Below are 16,740 nucleotides of genomic sequence, written 5' to 3' on the forward strand. Positions count from 1 at the left end.
AATCAGCCGTCCAGTAGATCGCGGGCAATGGCCTGCAGTTTACGGGTGAGCGGGCCGACCGACCAGTGGTGTGCAAGCAAAGCGCGAACTGGCCACACACCGTAAATGCTGTTGCACAGCATGACCTCATCAGCCGCCAGCAACTCGGCGTAACTGATATCGCGCACCTGACATTCGATACCTTGCGCAGTCGCCTGGGACAGCAGCTCGGCGCGCATCACGCCAGCAACCCCGCAGCGCGATAGATCAGCTGTCACCAACACACCGGCGCTGACCACGAACAGATTGCTGTAAACGCCCTCAATCACTCGACCACTGGTATCTAGCATCAACCCTTCGGCATGCTCAGCGTCATGCCACTCACTGCGTGCTAGCACCTGTTCAAGCCGGTTGAGATGCTTCAAGCCTGCCAGCAGCGGCTGCTCGGCCAAACGCGCTGCACAAGCAAACAGGCGTACCCCCTGCTCGGCATAAGTTGCGGGATAACCCGGTTTGGCGGCCGCCTGCAGGATCAATCGCGGTTGAGCAGGTTGTGGCGGTGTATAGCCACGCTGTCCGTCACCCCGAGTAAGGATCAGCTTGGCAACACCTTCATTGAGCTGCTGACTGAAGGCCAACAATTGGGCACGCACAGCGGCTAGGTCGAGAGGAATCTGCAGCCTCATACAACCTTCGGCCAAACGCGCCAGGTGACGCTCCAGTAACAGCGGATGCCCGGCATTTACGGCGATGGTCTCAAACAGACCATCGCCGTAGGCCAAGCCGCGATCCTTGACGGACAGCAACTCGGACGGCTGGCCATCGACCCAGCTCAGCATCAACCGGCGAACCGGCGGAACACCAGCGAGCCGTTGGTACCACCAAAACCAAAGGAGTTGGACAGCACTACGTCCAGCGCCATGGCCTTGGCCTGGTGCGCGACGAAGTCCAGATCACAGCCTTCGTCCGGGTTATCCAGATTGATGGTGGGCGGCGCCACCTGATCGCGCAGGGCGAGGATGCTGAAGATCGCCTCCACCGCTCCGGCTGCACCAAGCAGGTGACCGGTCATGGACTTGGTCGAGCTGACCGCCAGCTTATGCGCATGCTCACCGAATACCGACTTCACCGCCGCCACTTCGGCCTTATCACCGGCCGAGGTCGAGGTGCCATGAGCATTGATGTACTGCACCTGCTCAGGGTTCACGCCAGCATCGCGCAGCGCATTGGTCATGCAACGCGCCGCACCTGCGCCGTCTTCCGGTGGCGAGGTCATATGGAAGGCGTCGCCGCTCATGCCAAAGCCAATCAACTCAGCATAAATAGTCGCACCACGTGCTTTGGCATGCTCCAACTCTTCCAGCACCAAGGCGCCGGCACCGTCGGAAAGCACGAAGCCATCGCGGTCCTTGTCCCACGGACGGCTGGCCTTGGTCGGCTCATCATTGCGCGTAGACAACGCCCGCGCGGCACCGAAACCGCCCATACCCAGGCCACAAGCCGCCATTTCCGCGCCACCGGCGACCATTACGTCGGCTTCGCCATAGACAATATTGCGCGCTGCCATGCCAATACAGTGGGTACCCGTGGTACAGGCCGTGGCAATGGCGTAGTTCGGCCCCTGCAACCCCCAATGGATCGACAGGAAGCCAGAAATCATATTGATGATCGAGCCCGGCACAAAAAACGGCGAAATGCGCCTCGGCCCCTGCTCGTGGAGCGATTTGCAATTGTTCTCGATATTGGTCAGGCCACCGATACCAGAACCCATGGCCACACCGATACGCTCACGATTGGCATCGGTGACTTCCAGACCCGAGTTACGCATCGCCTGAAAACTGGCAGCGAGACCGTATTGGATAAATAGATCGAGCTTGCGCGCCTCTTTGGCGGACAAGTATTCCTCGACATTGAAATTCTTTACCGCACCACCAAAACGCGTGGAAAAAGCGGAAAGATCCATGTGCTCAAGCAGGCCAATGCCACTGCGCCCAGCCAAAATGCCCTGCCAGCTACTCGGCACATCGTTACCCAATGGCGACAACATGCCCATACCGGTAACCACGACGCGTCTACGTGACACAGCAATCTCCTTTTCTAGTTATCAACGCTTGGAATGCGCTTAAAGAAAAGCCGCACGCCTGATAAAGGGCGTGCGGCTTTTCCGAGTCGGGAACCGACGATTACGTTTTACGCGTGAGCGGTAACGTAGTCGATCGCTTCCTGAACGGTGGTGATCTTCTCGGCTTGTTCGTCCGGGATTTCAGTCTCGAATTCTTCCTCGAGAGCCATCACGAGCTCAACGGTGTCAAGAGAGTCAGCACCCAGGTCTTCAACGAAGGAAGCACTGTTGGTTACTTCCTCTTCTTTGACGCCCAGCTGCTCAGCAACGATTTTCTTGACGCGTTCTTCGATGGTGCTCATACCTTGTTCTCACTCCTAATGGGACAAATCTTGGCCACTGTTCTGCAGCCAAGTGTATAGAAAGGGTTTTTAGCATTTCAAGCTGAATGCCGGCGTGCTCCACAAACACTTCAACGCTCTGCCTATAAACCTGTTGCAGCTTTATAACGGATTTTAGACAGCATCTATGACAGTTTTCTGAAGCCATCCGTCACATTCAGCTCATGTACATTCCGCCGTTCACAGGGATAGTAGCGCCTGTGACGTACGCTGCGCCATCAGAAGCGAGGAAAGCGACCACTTTCGCGATCTCTTCGGCCTGCCCCAAACGGCCCAATGGAATCTGGGTGAGCAGCGCATCACGCTGCGCTTCCGGTAATTCGCGGGTCATATCGGTGTCGATAAACCCAGGCGCAACAGCGTTGACGGTAATCGCTCGAGAACCCACTTCACGCGCCAAAGCACGACCAAAACCCTCAAGCCCCGCCTTGGCGGCCGCATAGTTGACCTGCCCGCCATTACCCATAGCACCGACCACCGAACCAATGTTGATGATGCGACCATAACGCGCCTTGGTCATGCCACGCAGCACTGCCTTGGTCAGCCGGTATAGGCTGCTCAAGTTGGTATTGATGACATCAAACCATTCGTCATCTTTCATCCGCAGCATCAAATTATCACGGGTGATACCAGCGTTATTGACCAGAATCAGCGGCTGACCAAGGTGTTGCTGAATATGTTCAAGGGTACTGGCAACCGACTCACTGTCACTGACATCAAGCACCAGGCCGGCGCCTTCGATGCCATTGGCCTTCAGGGTTTCAGCGATGCGCTCAGCACCAGACGCGGAAGTCGCGGTACCGATAACCACGGCGCCCTGACGCCCCAACTCCAAGGCGATAGCCTGACCAATACCACGGCTCGCACCCGTAACCAGCGCAATTTTACCTTGCAGACTCATAGAACTCTCCTTCATCAAACCAGTGCCGCGCTTGCAGCGGCAAAGGCGTCCGGGGTTTCCAAGTTATGAATATTGATGCCTTTAACGCAGCGCTTGTTCAGGCCAGACAAGACCTTACCAGGCCCGCACTCGACCAAATCAGTCACACCTTGCGTAGACAGACAAACAATCGATTCAACCCAGCGTACAGGGCTGTATAGCTGAGCCAACAAATCACGCTTAAGCGCATCCAGATCAGTCACCACAGCAGCACTGACGTTCTGCACCAACGCAATACGTGGGGTCTGCCAGTCAATCGCGGCGACCGCCTCGGCAAAACGTTCCGCAGCCGGACGCATCAACGCGCAATGCGACGGAACACTAACCGGCAATGGCATAGCGCGCTTGGCACCACGCGCCTTGCACACCTCAATGGCACGCTCAACGGCTGCTGCGCCGCCGGCGATTACCACCTGACCGGGGGCATTGAAATTAACCGCACTGACTACTTCACCTTGCGCAGCCTCGGCGCAAGCTGCCAATACATCAGCATCTTCCAAGCCGAGAATGGCCGCCATGCCGCCCTGCCCAGCCGGCACGGCCTGCTGCATCAATTGGCCACGGTGCTCAACCAGCTTTGCTGCTGCAGCCAGCGATAAGCTACCGGCAGCAACCAGCGCAGAATACTCACCCAGGCTATGACCGGCGACGAAAGCCGGGCGCGCGCTAGTTTCTGCCAACCAGGCACGCCAAAGCGCCACAGAAGCCGTAAGAATTGCCGGCTGAGTTTTATCGGTTTGGTTGAGTTGTTCTTCTGGGCCTTGCTGAGTCAGTGCCCAGAGATCGTAACCGAGGGCTTCGGAAGCCTCGGCAAAGGTATCGAGGATCAACGACCGTTGCGCACCATGTTCGGCGAGCATGGCCAGCGACTGGGAACCCTGGCCCGGAAAGACGAATGCGAGAGATGCAGACATGGGAACTTGTTCCTAATGATCATGAACGGCGGTAATACGCGCCCAGCCTCGCCAAGCGCAGAAACTGTCAGTTGGATGGCAAGCTACCGGCTGCGGTCACATTCTAAGACAGGTGTTCTTCCAGGCGCCCCTGTAAACGCTCAGGCAAATTTTCGTCAATTTCCTGTAACGCCCGGCGAATAGCGCTCTTAAAACCTTCAGGCCCAGCGGCGCCATGGCTCTTCACCACAATACCCTGCAAGCCGACGAAACTAGCCCCGTTGTGTTTAGCGGGGGCCAATTCACCCTGCAAACGACGCAGCAATGGTAGCGCCAAGGTGCCCACCATCTTGGCTACAAGGCTGGATTTGAATAACACCTCGATGCGCCCCGCAATCATGGCCGCCAAACCTTCACTGGATTTGAGCAAAACATTACCGACAAAACCATCGCAAACCACGACGTCAGCCTCTCCTCGATAAAGCCCATCACCTTCGACAAAACCGATGTAATTCAACCCTTGCGACTGCTGCAACAAACTGGCCGCCAGCTTGACCTGCTGATTACCCTTGACCTCTTCAGTGCCCACATTGAGCAACGCCACACGCGGAGACACCGTGCCCAGCGCCTCTGCAGTAACTGAGCCCATCACCGCAAACTGATAAAGATGTTCGGCACTGCAATCAACATTGGCTCCCAAATCAAGTAGATGGCAGAAACCTGCCTGTGTTGGGATAGCCGTGACCATGGCCGGGCGATCAATGCCGGGCAAGGTTTTCAGTACATGGCGCGACAATGCCATCAGTGCACCGGTATTTCCGGCACTGACACAGGCCTGCGCAACGCCATCGCGCACCAACTCCAAGCTAATACGCATCGAAGAGTCGGGTTTGCCGCGCAACGCTTGAGCAGGTTGATCATCCATGCCAATGACCTCGTCAGCATGCTCAACTCGCAGGCGCGCACGATCAACGCCGGAATGGCGGGCAATCAAGGATTCAATAAGTTCGGATTGGCCGACAAGGACCAGGTGCAACGAGGGGTATTCAGCCAAGCAAGCTATGCTAGCTGGAACAATGCAGTGGGGACCGAAGTCCCCACCCATTGCATCAATCGCGATGATCGGAGCGGACAAGATTTACTCGTCAGCGCCCTTGTCGATCACTTTACGGCCACGGTAAACGCCTTCTGGCGATACGTGGTGACGCAGGTGGATTTCACCGGTGGTTTTCTCAACCGACAAGGTGCTTGCGGTGAGAGCATCGTGCGAACGACGCATGTCACGGGCGGAACGGGATTTTTTGTTCTGCTGAACAGCCATAACTAATTAACTCCTAAACGTTTGGGTCACGCTTTAACTGCGCCAATACACTGAACGGGTTGGACCGCGTTACCTCGTCCTCGCTCGACTCGGGCTCTTCGAGGCCGGCCGGCTGCTGGCAATCTTTAGGGTCATGAGCCGGGACAATGGGCAAGGCAAGCAGAAGCTCCTCCTCAACCAGCGCCAGCAGATCCAATGGGTCTTCATCTAACTCAATAACATCATAGCCTTGCGGCACTGACTGGGTATTACCACCTACTTTCACCACAGCGTAATCACACTCGCTGTAGATCGACAAAGTGACTAGCTCCAGACAACGCTGGCAAACCATCTTGACTTCAACCTCGAGCTCGCTGTGAAAAACTACAGCATTGCGCTCGTCGCGCTCGAAAAAGAACTTCGTACGCACCATGCCTTGGTTATCGGCAAGCGGGCCGCAGAGACGCTGCAAATCTGCAAGTTGCAGCTTACCTTCGAGGGTAGCGCTGCGATCAGCTAATTTGCGCGGATCAACGTGAGGTGGAATCGGGTCATTTGACATAGGCGGCGCATTCTAGGGATGCAACCCGCTGCTGTCAAAAGAAATTCGGCCTGCCCAACATCTAATCCGGCCGTTAGAATCAACCACTTTCCGCAAAGCCTATACAGGAAGTCGCCGTGCTGCCCTTGGTGCTCGCCTCAAGCTCGCCTTACCGACGTGAATTGCTCGCCCGTCTACGCCTGCCATTCACCTGGAACGCTCCTGACATCAACGAATCGCGCCAACCAAATGAAAGCGCCGAAGCATTGGTTCGCCGCCTATCCCAGGAAAAAGCCCACGCCCTAAGCAGCACCCACCCACACCACCTGATTATCGGCTCGGATCAAGTGGCCGTGCTTGGCGAGCGCATCCTTGGCAAACCTCACACGCTGGAGCGCGCCCGCGAACAATTACTCGCCGCCAGCGGTAATAGCGTCACATTCCTAACTGGCCTACATCTACTCAACAGCTCAACCGGCAAACAGCAGACCGACTGCATCCCCTTCACCGTACATTTTCGGCCACTGAGCGAAGCGCAGATCATGCGCTACCTGAACGCCGAGCAACCCTTCGACTGCGCCGGCAGCTTTAAAGCGGAAGGCCTGGGCATTAGCCTGTTTCGCAGCACCGAAGGTAGCGACAGCAACAGCCTGATTGGCTTACCGCTGATTCGCCTAGTGGATATGCTGCACGCCAACGGCATTGATATCCCCTAAAGCAAAAAGCCCGGTCATTAAACCGGGCTTCGCTTGCAGCACACCAATTAACGCAACGCAGGCCCCTGGAAACCCATCCACAGCGCTATGCGTTCAGCCATGCTGGCGCCCAAGGTTTTGGCGAACTTATCAAAAGGTGACTCCTGCACAGTGAAGTCGACCAACTCCTTCTCGCCAATCACCTCCCGCGCCACGTAACTGGTATTACCCAACGCATCGACCAAGCCCAACTGCAGCGCCTGCTCACCTGACCAGATCAACCCAGAAAACAATTCAGGATGCTCGGCATCCTTCAAGCGCTCACCGCGCCCCTGCTTAACACTGGCAATAAACTGACGATGAGTCGTTTCCAGCACACCTTGCCAGAACTCGGTCTCCTCTGCCTTTTGCGGCTGGAACGGATCCAGAAACGCCTTGTGCTCACCGGAGGTGTATACCCGACGATCAACACCTAACTTTTCCATCACCCCCACAAACCCAAACGTGGCCGCCGTGACACCAATAGACCCCACCAAACTGGCTTTATCGGCATAGATTTCATCAGCTGCACTGGCGATGTAATAAGCCCCTGAAGCACCCAGATCAGTAATAACCGCATACAGCTTGATCGCCGGGTATTCGGTACGCAGGCGGCGCATTTCGTCGTAGATATAGCCTGACTGAACTGGACTACCGCCCGGGCTATTGATCCGCAAGATCACGCCCTTGGTATTGGCATCCTCAAAGGCCGCACGCAAGCTGCTGACAATATTGTCAGCACTGGCCGACTCCTTGTCCGCAATCATCCCGCGCACTTCGATCACTGCAGTATGACTGCCCGAGGTTGCACTTTTCTTCATCGCCAGCATTGGTGAAAACAGCGCCAGCGCACCAAAGATATAAATGAAAGTCAGCAGCTTGAAGAAAATCCCCCACCGCCGAGCCCGACGCTGTTCTTGCACGCCGGCCAGCAGGGTTTTCTCCAGCAGCTTCCAGCTTTTCCCTTCGCCATCAGCTGCTGTCGACGCTTTCCATTCATCTGTCATGCAACACCACCTCAATGGACTGATTAGACGCACGCCGACCTAGCCAGGCGCGCAACTCGGTAAAACATTCTATTGCCAGCGTTGGCTGACATTCACGCAATGCCTGCAATGGCTGAGCACCGTAACCCACCGCCACACAATCCATACCCGCGCGCTGCGCCATTAATAGATCAAAAGATGAGTCACCCACCATGAGCGCCTGACTGGCAGCCATGCCGCTTTGCGCAAGTATTTCGTGCAGCATCAGCGGGTCGGGCTTGCTCGCTGTCTCATCGGCGCAGCGGCTGTAGTCGAAATAATCCAACCAACCACGATCAGCCAGCACGCGCTGCAAACCATGGCGACCTTTGCCTGTCGCCACCGCCAAGCGATAACCCTCGGCACGAAACGCCGCCAAGCCCTCAGCCACGCCGTGAAACAGCGCCGAAGGCTCGGTCTCCAGAGCCAGGTAGTTTTCGCTGTAGCTTTGCCGCAGGCGCTGCGCAACGAACACATCATGCATATCGGGATATAGACAACGAATGGCCTCAGGCAAGCCCAGGCCGATAATGCCGCGCACCTGCTCATCCGTGCAGCGTGGCAACTCACAGGCATCAGCCGCCAGATGCATTGCCGCGACAATACGACCGATGGAATCGACCAGCGTGCCGTCCCAATCGAAGATCAGCAGCTGATAATCACTCACTCAGCAGGCGCTCCACGGTTCGCGCCCACATTTCATCGACCGGAGCCTCCACCTTGAGCTTGCCACCTTCGGGCAAAGGCACGATTAGCTCATACGCATGCAAAAACAGACGCTTGCCGCCCAGGGCACGAATTTCCTTGGTGAAGTCGTCATCGCCGTACTTGCTATCTCCAGCAATGCAATGCCCGCCATGCTGCGCATGCACGCGAATTTGATGGGTACGCCCAGTGATAGGGCGAGCCTCAACCAGCGTGGCAAACTCACCAAAGCGGCGCAGCACACGAAACATGGTCAGCGCTTCCTTGCCTTCAGGATTAACTTCAACCATACGCTCACCAGAACGCAGATTGCTTTTAAGCAGGGGCGCATTGACCTGCTTCTTGGCGGTAGCCCAATTGCCGCGCACCAACGCCATATAGCGCTTATCCACGCCATCGCCACGCAGAGCCTCATGCAAATGCCGCAACATGCTGCGCTTTTTTGCAATCATCAATAAACCGGAGGTATCGCGATCCAGACGGTGCACCAACTCAATATCCTTGGCATCAGGACGCAACTGGCGAAAAGCCTCGATAACCCCGTAATTAAGACCACTGCCGCCATGCACAGCAATTCCCGCAGGCTTGTTCAGCACAATCAGCGCTTTATCTTCATAGACGATCGCCGCCTCAAGTCGCTGCAAGAGCCCTTGGGCAAGCGGCTCCGGCTCATCGCGCTCAGCCAGGCGCAGCGGCGGCACACGAATAATGTCACCGGCCTGTAGCTTGTACTCAGGCTTGATCCGTCCCTTGTTCACACGCACTTCGCCCTTACGCAAAATCCGGTAAATCAAGGTCTTTGGCACGCCTTTCAACTGCGTACGGAGGAAGTTATCAATGCGCTGGCCGGCAAGTTCCGGCGCAACCTCGAGCAGCTGGACGCCGGAGGTTGGAGGGGAAGGATTTGTCATCGCGCAATCATAACAATTTTTTATGGAATTGAAGCACTTAATCATTACTGCTATAGTCGGGAACGCCGCCAAAAGCGGCCTGGTTTGCGGATGATCGCCAAAACTGCCATCCCCAACCCATGCAACCCATTTGGGACGTTAGGCCGTCCGACGGGTTATTCAACGAAAGAAAAGCCTCTAGGCTGTGAATAACTCGGAAATAAAGCCTTTAAGCCATGATGCGCAACCAGCCCCTTTGGACGGTTGCGTTAATAGTTAACCCGCAGCGGATTTGCGCGAGCGGCACCCGAGTTTCAGCGATACGTGTAGGGTGGAGATGTACAACTGTTGGTCCGCGTAGCAGCTCGCTTTACCAAGACGCTTCATCTCGTCCGCTACCAACAGTTGATTCCTCCTCCTGACTTAGTGCTTTCTGTTATTTACAGCGAGCAGGAGACGTCCGTCGCGGCCCAGCAAAACAGGCTGATCCCGCTAGACACTGGAACGCTTTACGACCGTTCTTGACGCACCTAACACCGACCCTGAAGTCGTGTGTGCCGAACGCCGCTTCCGCCAGCACCGGAAACCGACGGTATTACATGAAAAGAATGCTGATTAACGCAACTCAACCTGAAGAGCTGCGTGTCGCCCTAGTAGATGGGCAAAAACTCTACGACCTGGACATCGAGTCCGGTGCCCGTGAGCAGAAAAAATCCAACATCTACAAAGGCAAAATCACCCGCGTAGAGCCTAGCCTCGAAGCCGCTTTTGTTGATTTCGGCTCTGACCGCCACGGCTTCCTCCCGCTTAAAGAAATCTCCCGCGAATACTTCAGCAAGGCCCCAGAAGGCCGCGTCAACATTAAAGACGTGCTCAAGGAAGGCCAGGAAGTCATCGTTCAGGTCGAGAAAGAAGAGCGTGGCAACAAGGGCGCAGCCCTGACCACCTTCATCAGCTTGGCCGGTCGTTACCTGGTATTGATGCCAAACAACCCGCGCGCCGGTGGTATCTCGCGTCGTATTGAAGGTGAAGAGCGCAACGAACTGCGTGAAGCACTGAACGGCCTGATCGCCCCGAGCGACATGGGCTTGATCGTGCGCACCGCCGGCCTGGGCCGCTCCAGCGAAGAAATGCAGTGGGACCTCGATTACCTGCTGCAACTCTGGACTGCGATCAAAGAAGCCTCACTGGACCGCGCCGCGCCTTTCCTGATCTACCAGGAAAGCAACGTGATCATCCGCGCCATCCGCGACTACCTGCGCCAGGACATCGGCGAAGTACTGGTCGATAGCATTGAGGCGCAACAAGAAGCCCTGAGCTTTATCAATCAGGTGATGCCGCAGTACGCCAGCAAGATCAAGCTGTATGAAGACAGCGTACCGCTGTTCAACCGCTTCCAGATCGAAAGCCAGATCGAAACCGCCTTCCAGCGCGAAGTGAAACTGCCATCCGGCGGCTCCATCGTGATCGACCCGACCGAAGCCTTGGTGTCCATCGACATCAACTCGGCGCGTGCGACCAAAGGCAGCGACATCGAAGAAACCGCCCTGCAAACCAACCTGGAAGCGGCTGAAGAAATCGCCCGCCAGCTGCGTCTGCGTGATATCGGCGGCCTAATCGTCATCGACTTTATCGACATGACCCCGGCGAAAAATCAGCGCGCCGTCGAAGAAAAAGTCCGCGAAAGCCTCGAAGCTGACCGTGCCCGCGTTCAAGTGGGCCGAATCTCACGTTTCGGCCTGCTGGAAATGTCGCGTCAGCGCCTGCGTCCATCGCTCGGCGAAAGCAGCGGCATCGTCTGCCCACGCTGCAATGGCCAAGGCATCATCCGCGACGTCGAATCGCTGTCGCTGGCGATCCTGCGCCTGATCGAAGAAGAAGCCCTGAAAGACCGCACCGCTGAAGTTCGCGCCCAAGTGCCAATTCCAGTTGCTGCTTTCCTGCTCAACGAAAAACGCAACTCGATCACCAAGATTGAGCTGCGTAGCCGCGCACGCATTGTAATCATCCCGAATGATCATCTGGAAACGCCACACTTCGAAGTGCAGCGTATTCGTGATGACAGCCCAGAAGCTCAATCCACTCAGTCCAGCTATGAAATGGCCGTGGTTGAAGTGGAAGAAGAAAAGCAGGCTGCCGCGACCCGCACCCTGGTGCGCCAGGAAGCCGCTATCAAGACCGCGCCACAGCGCACCGCGCCAACCCCGGTTGAAGCCGTTGCCGTTAAGCCTGTAGCTAGCACCGAGCCAAGCCTGTTCAAAGGTCTGGTCAAGTCGCTGGTCAGCTTGTTCGCGGCCAAGGAAGAAGAGAAACCGGCCGTCATCGAGAAGAAAACCAGCGAACGCCCTCAGCGTAGCGATGAGCGCCGCAACGGTCGCCAGCAAAATCGCAGCCGTGGCGGCCGCAACAACGAAGACCGCAAGCCACGCGAAGAACGTGCACCACGTGAAGAACGCGCACCGCGCGAAGAGCGTCAACCTCGCGCTGCCCGTGAAGAACGCGCACCGCGCGAAGAGCGCGCGCCACGTGAGGAGCGCAGCCCACGTGACGTCGTAGAAGTTCGCGAGCCGCAGGAAGTACGCCAGTCGCGCCCACCGCGCGAAGAGCGTCAGCCGCGTGACCGTAAGCCACGTGAAGAACGCCAACCGCGCGAACTGCGTGAGCCGCTGGATGCCGCACAGGGTGATAGCCCAGCTGTAGCAACTGAAGAAGTTCGCGCCGAACGCCCACAACGCGAACCGCGCCAGCCACGTCAGCCACGCGAAGAGCGTCAGCCACGTGCTGAACAGGCCGCTGCTGCAGCCGACGAAGATGTACTCAATACTGAAGAAGCGCTGCAGGACGATGAGCAGGACGACAGCGAAGGTGGCGATCGCCCACGTCGCCGCTCCCGTGGTCAGCGTCGTCGCAGCAACCGCCGCGAGCGTCAGAGTGACGCGAACGGCAATCCGATCGAAGGCAGCGAAGAAGCCGCAGAAGGGTCAGCAGAAACCAATGACGTGGTAGTCGCAGCAGCGACCGCCGCTGTTATCAGCAGCGCAGAAGCAGCTAGCCAAGCGCCCGCCAAAGCCGCTCCAGTTGTTTCCGAGCAGCCAAGCGAAACCGTTGCAAGTGAAGCACCACAAACTGCTGTTGAAACAGTTGCAGTGGAAGCTGCAAGCAACCCGGTAGTCGAAGCCAACGAAGCGCCGGTACAACCCGTTGAAGTGAGTGAAGCTGCACCAGCGCCTGCTGCTGTAGAAACACCTGCTCCAGTCGCCCAGGTTGTTGAAGCACCTGCCGAGCCCGTCGCTGAGCCAGTTGCCGAAGTTGCCGTGGTTGAAGCCGCACCTGCGGTAGTCGCCAGCAGCACCGGTCGCGCACCTAACGATCCACGTGAAGTGCGCCGCCGCCAGCGTGAACTCGAGCGCCAGGCTCGCGAAGCTGCCGAAGCACCCGTTGCCGCTCCACAAGTTGAAGCTGCAGAGCCAGTAGCAGAAGTGGTTGCCGAAGCAGTGGTTGAGACTGCTGCCGAAGCGCCTGCCAGCATCGAAGTTGTCGAGCCTAAGGCAGAGACTGGAGTGCAAGCAGAAGACCAAGCAAGCAAGGAGCCGCAAAGCTCGCTGTTTACTGAAGTAGAAGCTGACGAGCAGGATAAAGAAGCGGTCAAACCGCAAATCTAATCCGCTTCACGCAATAAAAAAGGGGATGCTTCGGCATCCCCTTTTGCGTTCTAGCGTTTATTACAGCGCGACAATATCGTTTGCAGCCTGCCACCCAAAAGCCTTACAGCACGTTTGGCTCAATCTCCAACTCAACCGCAAAACGCTGGGCGATATCCGCCTGAATACGCTGCGCCAGTGTCAACAACTGCGCCCCCGTGGCGGCGCCGTAATTGACCAGCACCAGCGCCTGCAAACGATGCACACCCGCATCACCCTCACGAAAGCCCTTCCAACCCGCGCGCTCGATCAACCAGCCCGCGGCCAGTTTGAACTGCCCGTCGGCCTGGGCATACGCCACTAGATCGACATACTCGACGCGCAAACGTTGCACCAGTTCACTCGATACCAACGGGTTCTTGAAGAAGCTACCGGCATTGCCTAGCTCAACCGGGTCAGGCAATTTTTCGCTGCGAATGGCGCAGATGGCCTGGCTGACATCCAGCGCCGTCGGGGCACTGATGCCCTGCTCTTGCAGACGCTGACGCACCGGACCGTAGTCCAGATGCAGCGCAGCAGCGCGACTCAAGGCAAAGCGCACCCGCAGGATGACCCAACGCCCGCTTTCGCGCTTGAACAGGCTGTCGCGGTAGGCAAAGGCGCAGTCCTGCAGAGAGAACTCGCGCTGCTCGCCACTGTGCCGATCCAAGGCGGTCAAACCGGCAAACAGATCCTTCAGCTCAACGCCGTACGCACCGATATTCTGCACCGGAGCCGCGCCCACAGTGCCGGGAATCAAGCTGAGGTTTTCCAAACCAGTGAACCCCTGTGCCAGCGTCCACTGTACAAACGGATGCCAGGGCTCCCCCGCCTCTGCCTCGATCACAACACGCTCGCAGTCATCGCTGAGCACGCGAATACCGCGACTGGCCATGCGCAACACCAGTGCGTCTACGTCGGCAGTCAACAGCAGATTACTGCCGCCACCGAGCAATAACAGAGGCAACTGCTGCGTTTGCGCATAACTCAGCGCTTCGCGCACCTGCTGATCGTTCTCGGCCTCGGCAAAATGGCTGGCCTGGGCCTCGACGGCAAAGCTGTTATAGGGTTTCAGCGATACCTGAGTACGCACCTGCAAGCTCATAAACGCCCCTTGAGTTCGAGCACCAGGGCATCACAGGCTTGTTCGATCAAATCCAGCACCTGGGCAAAACCGGCGTCACCACCGTAATAAGGGTCTGGCACTTCATCCAGCGCCAGCTGATAACGGCGCAAGAACAGATCCAACTCGGCCGCACCATTGCCCGGACGCAGCTGCTGCAGGTCATGAAAATTGCTGTTATCCATGGCCAAAATCAGGTCAAAGGCATGGAAGTCCTCAGGCTTGACCTGCCGACCGCGCAGGGCAGACAGGTCATAACCACGTTGCTGCGCGGCCTGACGTGTGCGGATGTCCGCCGCCTTGCCCACATGCCAGTCGCCGGTGCCGGCCGAATCAACCTCGACGCGCCCTTCCAGCCCGGCCTCGCGCAGCTTGTGGCGCAACACGCCTTCGGCCGTGGGCGAGCGGCAGATATTGCCCAAGCAGACGAACAAAACGCGCATCAGGCCCCCAGCAGGCGACGAACCCGCTCCAGGTCTTCTGGCGTATCAACGCCGGCAGGCGGCGCTTGCAGCGCATCGGCGACATGGATACGCACGCCATGCCAGAGCGCGCGTAGCTGCTCCAGGCACTCGGTGTCTTCCAGCCAGCACGGACCCCAGCTGACGAAGTCATGCAGAAACTGCGCACGGTAGGCGTAGATACCGATATGGCGGCGGTACGGCACGCCAGCAGGCAGCTCGTCACGGCTCTTGGCAAAGGCATCGCGCGCCCAGGCCAGCGGCGCACGACTGAAGGTCAGGGCCAAGCCCGCTTTATCGCTGACCACCTTGACCACATTGGGATTGAATAGCGCTTGCACATCCTCGATCGGTTCAGCCAGGGTGGCGATGGCCGCCTGCGGATTGGCGGCAAGATTGGCGGCTACCTGATCAATGATCGCCGGCGGAATCAGCGGCTCGTCGCCCTGCACGTTGACCACAATGGCATCAGCCGCCAGACCCAGTGCAGTGGCCACTTCAGCCAGACGGTCAGTGCCCGAGTTATGGTCAATGCGGGTCAGCACCACCTGCGCACCAAAGCTGCGACAGACCTCAACGATGCGCGCATCGTCAGTAGCGATTACCACCTGCTGCGCGCTGCTTTTGCACGCCTGCTCCCAGACATGCTGAATCATCGGCTTGCCGGCAATGTCCTGCAGCGGCTTGCCCGGCAGGCGACTGGAGGCGAAGCGCGCCGGAATCACAACGGTAAAGACAATGCTCATTTACTTGTCCAGACGCTCGTCAACATTGAGGGTACGTGCTTCGCTTTCCAGCATCACTGGGATGCCATCGCGAACCGGAAAAGCCAATGCGTCGGCCTTGCAGATCAGCTCGCTCTTATCAGCGGCGAGCTTCAGCGGGCCTTTGCACAATGGGCAGGCGAGAATGTCGAGTAGTTTCGGGTCCATGGGAGATCCTTGAGAGGAAGCAGCTGCTGGGGCGAACGAGACCGCCGAATAATCAGGGCGGTCAGGCGCGCGGCACAAGACGCTGTAATTGCTGATCAAACCAGGCAACAAATGCAGCCGAAGGCTCAGCATCCACCGCCAGGTACCACCAATCATCAGCCGCAAAGGCACGGCACTTGACCGCATCCTTTTCCGTCATCACCAGCGGCAGTGCCGGGCTGAAGTTCAGTAGCTCGGCGCTGTACGCCGCATGATCGGCAAAGACATGCGTAACAGGGCGCCAGTGTAGCCCTTCGAGGGTGCTGAAGAAACGCTGCGGATTACCGATACCGGCGACCGCATGCAGGCTCTGGCCTGGGGGGAAGTGGCTTATCGGGCGCTGCTCACCACTGCGCAAGTTAACCAAGGTGCGCGGCCGCAAGGTAAAGCCATAACCGGCCTGCGGGTCATGGGTTGCGCCGTTATAAAGCAACGCGTCCACGCTCTGTAGACGCTCGAGCGGCTCGCGCAACGGCCCGGCAGGCAAGCAATGCTGGTTACCCAGGCCGCGAGCAGCATCAATCAATACCAACTCCAGGTCACGGGCCAGACGGTAGTGCTGCAGGCCGTCGTCACTGAGAATCAGGTCCAGCGGCTCGGCCGCCAACAAAGCCGCCACGGCGCGACCACGATCAGGATCAATCATCAACGGCACGCCACTGCGCTGCACAATCAGCAAGGGTTCATCGCCGGCCACGCTGGCCGTCTGATCGACCTGTACGCGCCAGGGCAGCTGTGGCGGCTGCGCGCCATAGCCGCGACTGACCACGCCCACGCGCAAGCCCTGGCGGCGGCAATGCTCAATTAACCAGAGAATCATCGGCGTCTTACCCGTGCCGCCGACGGTGATATTGCCTACCACCACCACCGGCACGGGAGCACGGTAGATATCGCCTTCACCCGCCAGAAAACGCGCTCGCTTGCGCTGCACCACTGTGCGATAGAGCCACTCCAGTGGACGCAGCAGGCCGAGCGCCGGATGACCGGCGTACCAGGCAGCAGTAATGCGGGCAGACAGGCTCATCAGCAGGCAAG

General features: G+C 57.9%; 18 protein-coding genes. 2 read left to right on the forward strand and 16 right to left on the reverse strand.

Annotated elements, in window-relative coordinates:
• Positions 1-2: 2 nt before the first annotated feature.
• From pabC to D8779_RS18880, 8 genes are all read right to left on the reverse strand, one after another.
• Positions 3-818: an aminodeoxychorismate lyase gene (pabC, locus tag D8779_RS18845; RefSeq protein WP_136666038.1), complete on the reverse strand. Its 816-nt coding sequence runs from the start codon at positions 816-818 to the stop codon at positions 3-5.
• Positions 818-2,062, reverse strand: coding sequence for a beta-ketoacyl-ACP synthase II (fabF, locus tag D8779_RS18850; protein WP_136666040.1), 1,245 nt, complete (start codon positions 2,060-2,062; stop codon positions 818-820). The genes pabC and fabF overlap by 1 nt, the downstream gene beginning before the upstream one ends.
• A 107-nt stretch (positions 2,063-2,169) precedes the next feature.
• The gene (acpP, locus tag D8779_RS18855) at positions 2,170-2,403 is read right to left on the reverse strand and encodes an acyl carrier protein (RefSeq protein WP_058066290.1); all 234 of its coding nucleotides are present in this window, start codon (positions 2,401-2,403) and stop codon (positions 2,170-2,172) included.
• 196 nt (positions 2,404-2,599) lie between these two features.
• A complete protein-coding gene (fabG, locus tag D8779_RS18860; RefSeq protein WP_136666042.1) occupies positions 2,600-3,343 on the reverse strand; it encodes a 3-oxoacyl-ACP reductase FabG in 744 nt (247 codons plus the stop codon).
• 14 nt (positions 3,344-3,357) lie between these two features.
• Complete coding sequence (gene fabD / locus D8779_RS18865) at positions 3,358-4,296, reverse strand: ACP S-malonyltransferase (RefSeq protein WP_136666044.1); 939 nt, start codon at positions 4,294-4,296, stop codon at positions 3,358-3,360.
• A gap of 103 nt (positions 4,297-4,399) precedes the next feature.
• Positions 4,400-5,410: a phosphate acyltransferase PlsX gene (gene plsX / locus D8779_RS18870; protein ID WP_136666046.1), complete on the reverse strand. Its 1,011-nt coding sequence runs from the start codon at positions 5,408-5,410 to the stop codon at positions 4,400-4,402.
• A 3-nt stretch (positions 5,411-5,413) separates the two neighbouring features.
• A complete protein-coding gene (gene rpmF / locus D8779_RS18875; protein ID WP_008152339.1) occupies positions 5,414-5,596 on the reverse strand; it encodes a 50S ribosomal protein L32 in 183 nt (60 codons plus the stop codon).
• Between the two features lie 13 nt (positions 5,597-5,609).
• The gene (locus D8779_RS18880; protein ID WP_136666048.1) at positions 5,610-6,137 is read right to left on the reverse strand and encodes a YceD family protein; all 528 of its coding nucleotides are present in this window, start codon (positions 6,135-6,137) and stop codon (positions 5,610-5,612) included.
• 116 nt (positions 6,138-6,253) lie between these two features.
• Between D8779_RS18880 and D8779_RS18885 the strand changes: the two genes are divergently transcribed.
• Positions 6,254-6,832: a Maf family protein gene (locus D8779_RS18885; protein ID WP_136666050.1), complete on the forward strand. Its 579-nt coding sequence runs from the start codon at positions 6,254-6,256 to the stop codon at positions 6,830-6,832.
• Between the two features lie 47 nt (positions 6,833-6,879).
• On the opposite strand, the gene D8779_RS18890 is transcribed toward D8779_RS18885, so the two are convergent.
• The 3 genes from D8779_RS18890 to rluC are packed head-to-tail and all read right to left on the reverse strand — an operon-like array spanning position 6,880 to position 9,491.
• A complete protein-coding gene (locus tag D8779_RS18890; RefSeq protein WP_136666051.1) occupies positions 6,880-7,857 on the reverse strand; it encodes a S49 family peptidase in 978 nt (325 codons plus the stop codon).
• Positions 7,847-8,542 carry an HAD-IA family hydrolase gene (locus D8779_RS18895; protein WP_205895848.1) on the reverse strand — a complete coding sequence of 232 codons (696 nt, stop codon included), beginning with the start codon at positions 8,540-8,542 and terminating at the stop codon, positions 7,847-7,849. Before D8779_RS18895 ends, D8779_RS18890 begins: the two co-directional genes overlap by 11 nt.
• On the reverse strand, positions 8,535-9,491 hold the full coding sequence (gene rluC / locus D8779_RS18900; protein WP_136666052.1) for a 23S rRNA pseudouridine(955/2504/2580) synthase RluC: 957 nt from the start codon (positions 9,489-9,491) through the stop codon (positions 8,535-8,537). Before rluC ends, D8779_RS18895 begins: the two co-directional genes overlap by 8 nt.
• Positions 9,492-10,069: 578 nt before the next feature.
• On the opposite strand from rluC, the gene rne reads away from it, so the two are divergent.
• Complete coding sequence (gene rne / locus D8779_RS18910) at positions 10,070-13,132, forward strand: ribonuclease E (RefSeq protein ID WP_136666054.1); 3,063 nt, start codon at positions 10,070-10,072, stop codon at positions 13,130-13,132.
• A 103-nt stretch (positions 13,133-13,235) separates the two neighbouring features.
• Here the strand turns inward: rne and murB are convergent, their stop codons facing one another.
• The 5 genes from murB to lpxK form a co-directional block, all read right to left on the reverse strand.
• On the reverse strand, positions 13,236-14,255 hold the full coding sequence (gene murB / locus D8779_RS18915; RefSeq protein ID WP_136666056.1) for a UDP-N-acetylmuramate dehydrogenase: 1,020 nt from the start codon (positions 14,253-14,255) through the stop codon (positions 13,236-13,238).
• Entirely contained in the window at positions 14,252-14,716 is a 465-nt protein-coding gene (locus tag D8779_RS18920) for a low molecular weight protein-tyrosine-phosphatase (RefSeq protein WP_136666058.1), read from the reverse strand. Before D8779_RS18920 ends, murB begins: the two co-directional genes overlap by 4 nt.
• The gene (kdsB, locus tag D8779_RS18925; protein WP_136666060.1) at positions 14,716-15,480 is read right to left on the reverse strand and encodes a 3-deoxy-manno-octulosonate cytidylyltransferase; all 765 of its coding nucleotides are present in this window, start codon (positions 15,478-15,480) and stop codon (positions 14,716-14,718) included. Before kdsB ends, D8779_RS18920 begins: the two co-directional genes overlap by 1 nt.
• Positions 15,481-15,666, reverse strand: coding sequence for a Trm112 family protein (locus D8779_RS18930; RefSeq protein WP_090442371.1), 186 nt, complete (start codon positions 15,664-15,666; stop codon positions 15,481-15,483).
• Positions 15,667-15,727: 61 nt separating this feature from the next.
• Positions 15,728-16,729, reverse strand: a complete 1,002-nt coding sequence (lpxK, locus tag D8779_RS18935; RefSeq protein ID WP_136666062.1) for a tetraacyldisaccharide 4'-kinase — start codon at positions 16,727-16,729, stop codon at positions 15,728-15,730.
• Positions 16,730-16,740: the final 11 nt, after the last annotated feature.

The organism is Pseudomonas leptonychotis (assembly GCF_004920405.1).
GTDB lineage: Bacteria > Pseudomonadota > Gammaproteobacteria > Pseudomonadales > Pseudomonadaceae > Aquipseudomonas > Aquipseudomonas leptonychotis.

Coding starts and splice junctions, on each gene's coding strand:
- D8779_RS18880 (WP_136666048.1), bottom strand. CDS start 6,137: ATGTCAAATGACCCGATTCCACCTCACGTTGATCCGCGCAAATTAGCT.
- rluC (WP_136666052.1), bottom strand. CDS start 9,491: ATGACAAATCCTTCCCCTCCAACCTCCGGCGTCCAGCTGCTCGAGGTT.
- lpxK (WP_136666062.1), bottom strand. CDS start 16,729: ATGAGCCTGTCTGCCCGCATTACTGCTGCCTGGTACGCCGGTCATCCG.
- pabC (WP_136666038.1), bottom strand. CDS start 818: ATGCTGAGCTGGGTCGATGGCCAGCCGTCCGAGTTGCTGTCCGTCAAG.
- murB (WP_136666056.1), bottom strand. CDS start 14,255: ATGAGCTTGCAGGTGCGTACTCAGGTATCGCTGAAACCCTATAACAGC.
- D8779_RS18920 (WP_136666058.1), bottom strand. CDS start 14,716: ATGCGCGTTTTGTTCGTCTGCTTGGGCAATATCTGCCGCTCGCCCACG.
- rne (WP_136666054.1), top strand. CDS start 10,070: ATGAAAAGAATGCTGATTAACGCAACTCAACCTGAAGAGCTGCGTGTC.
- kdsB (WP_136666060.1), bottom strand. CDS start 15,480: ATGAGCATTGTCTTTACCGTTGTGATTCCGGCGCGCTTCGCCTCCAGT.
- fabD (WP_136666044.1), bottom strand. CDS start 4,296: ATGTCTGCATCTCTCGCATTCGTCTTTCCGGGCCAGGGTTCCCAGTCG.
- acpP (WP_058066290.1), bottom strand. CDS start 2,403: ATGAGCACCATCGAAGAACGCGTCAAGAAAATCGTTGCTGAGCAGCTG.
- D8779_RS18930 (WP_090442371.1), bottom strand. CDS start 15,666: ATGGACCCGAAACTACTCGACATTCTCGCCTGCCCATTGTGCAAAGGC.
- rpmF (WP_008152339.1), bottom strand. CDS start 5,596: ATGGCTGTTCAGCAGAACAAAAAATCCCGTTCCGCCCGTGACATGCGT.
- D8779_RS18890 (WP_136666051.1), bottom strand. CDS start 7,857: ATGACAGATGAATGGAAAGCGTCGACAGCAGCTGATGGCGAAGGGAAA.
- fabG (WP_136666042.1), bottom strand. CDS start 3,343: ATGAGTCTGCAAGGTAAAATTGCGCTGGTTACGGGTGCGAGCCGTGGT.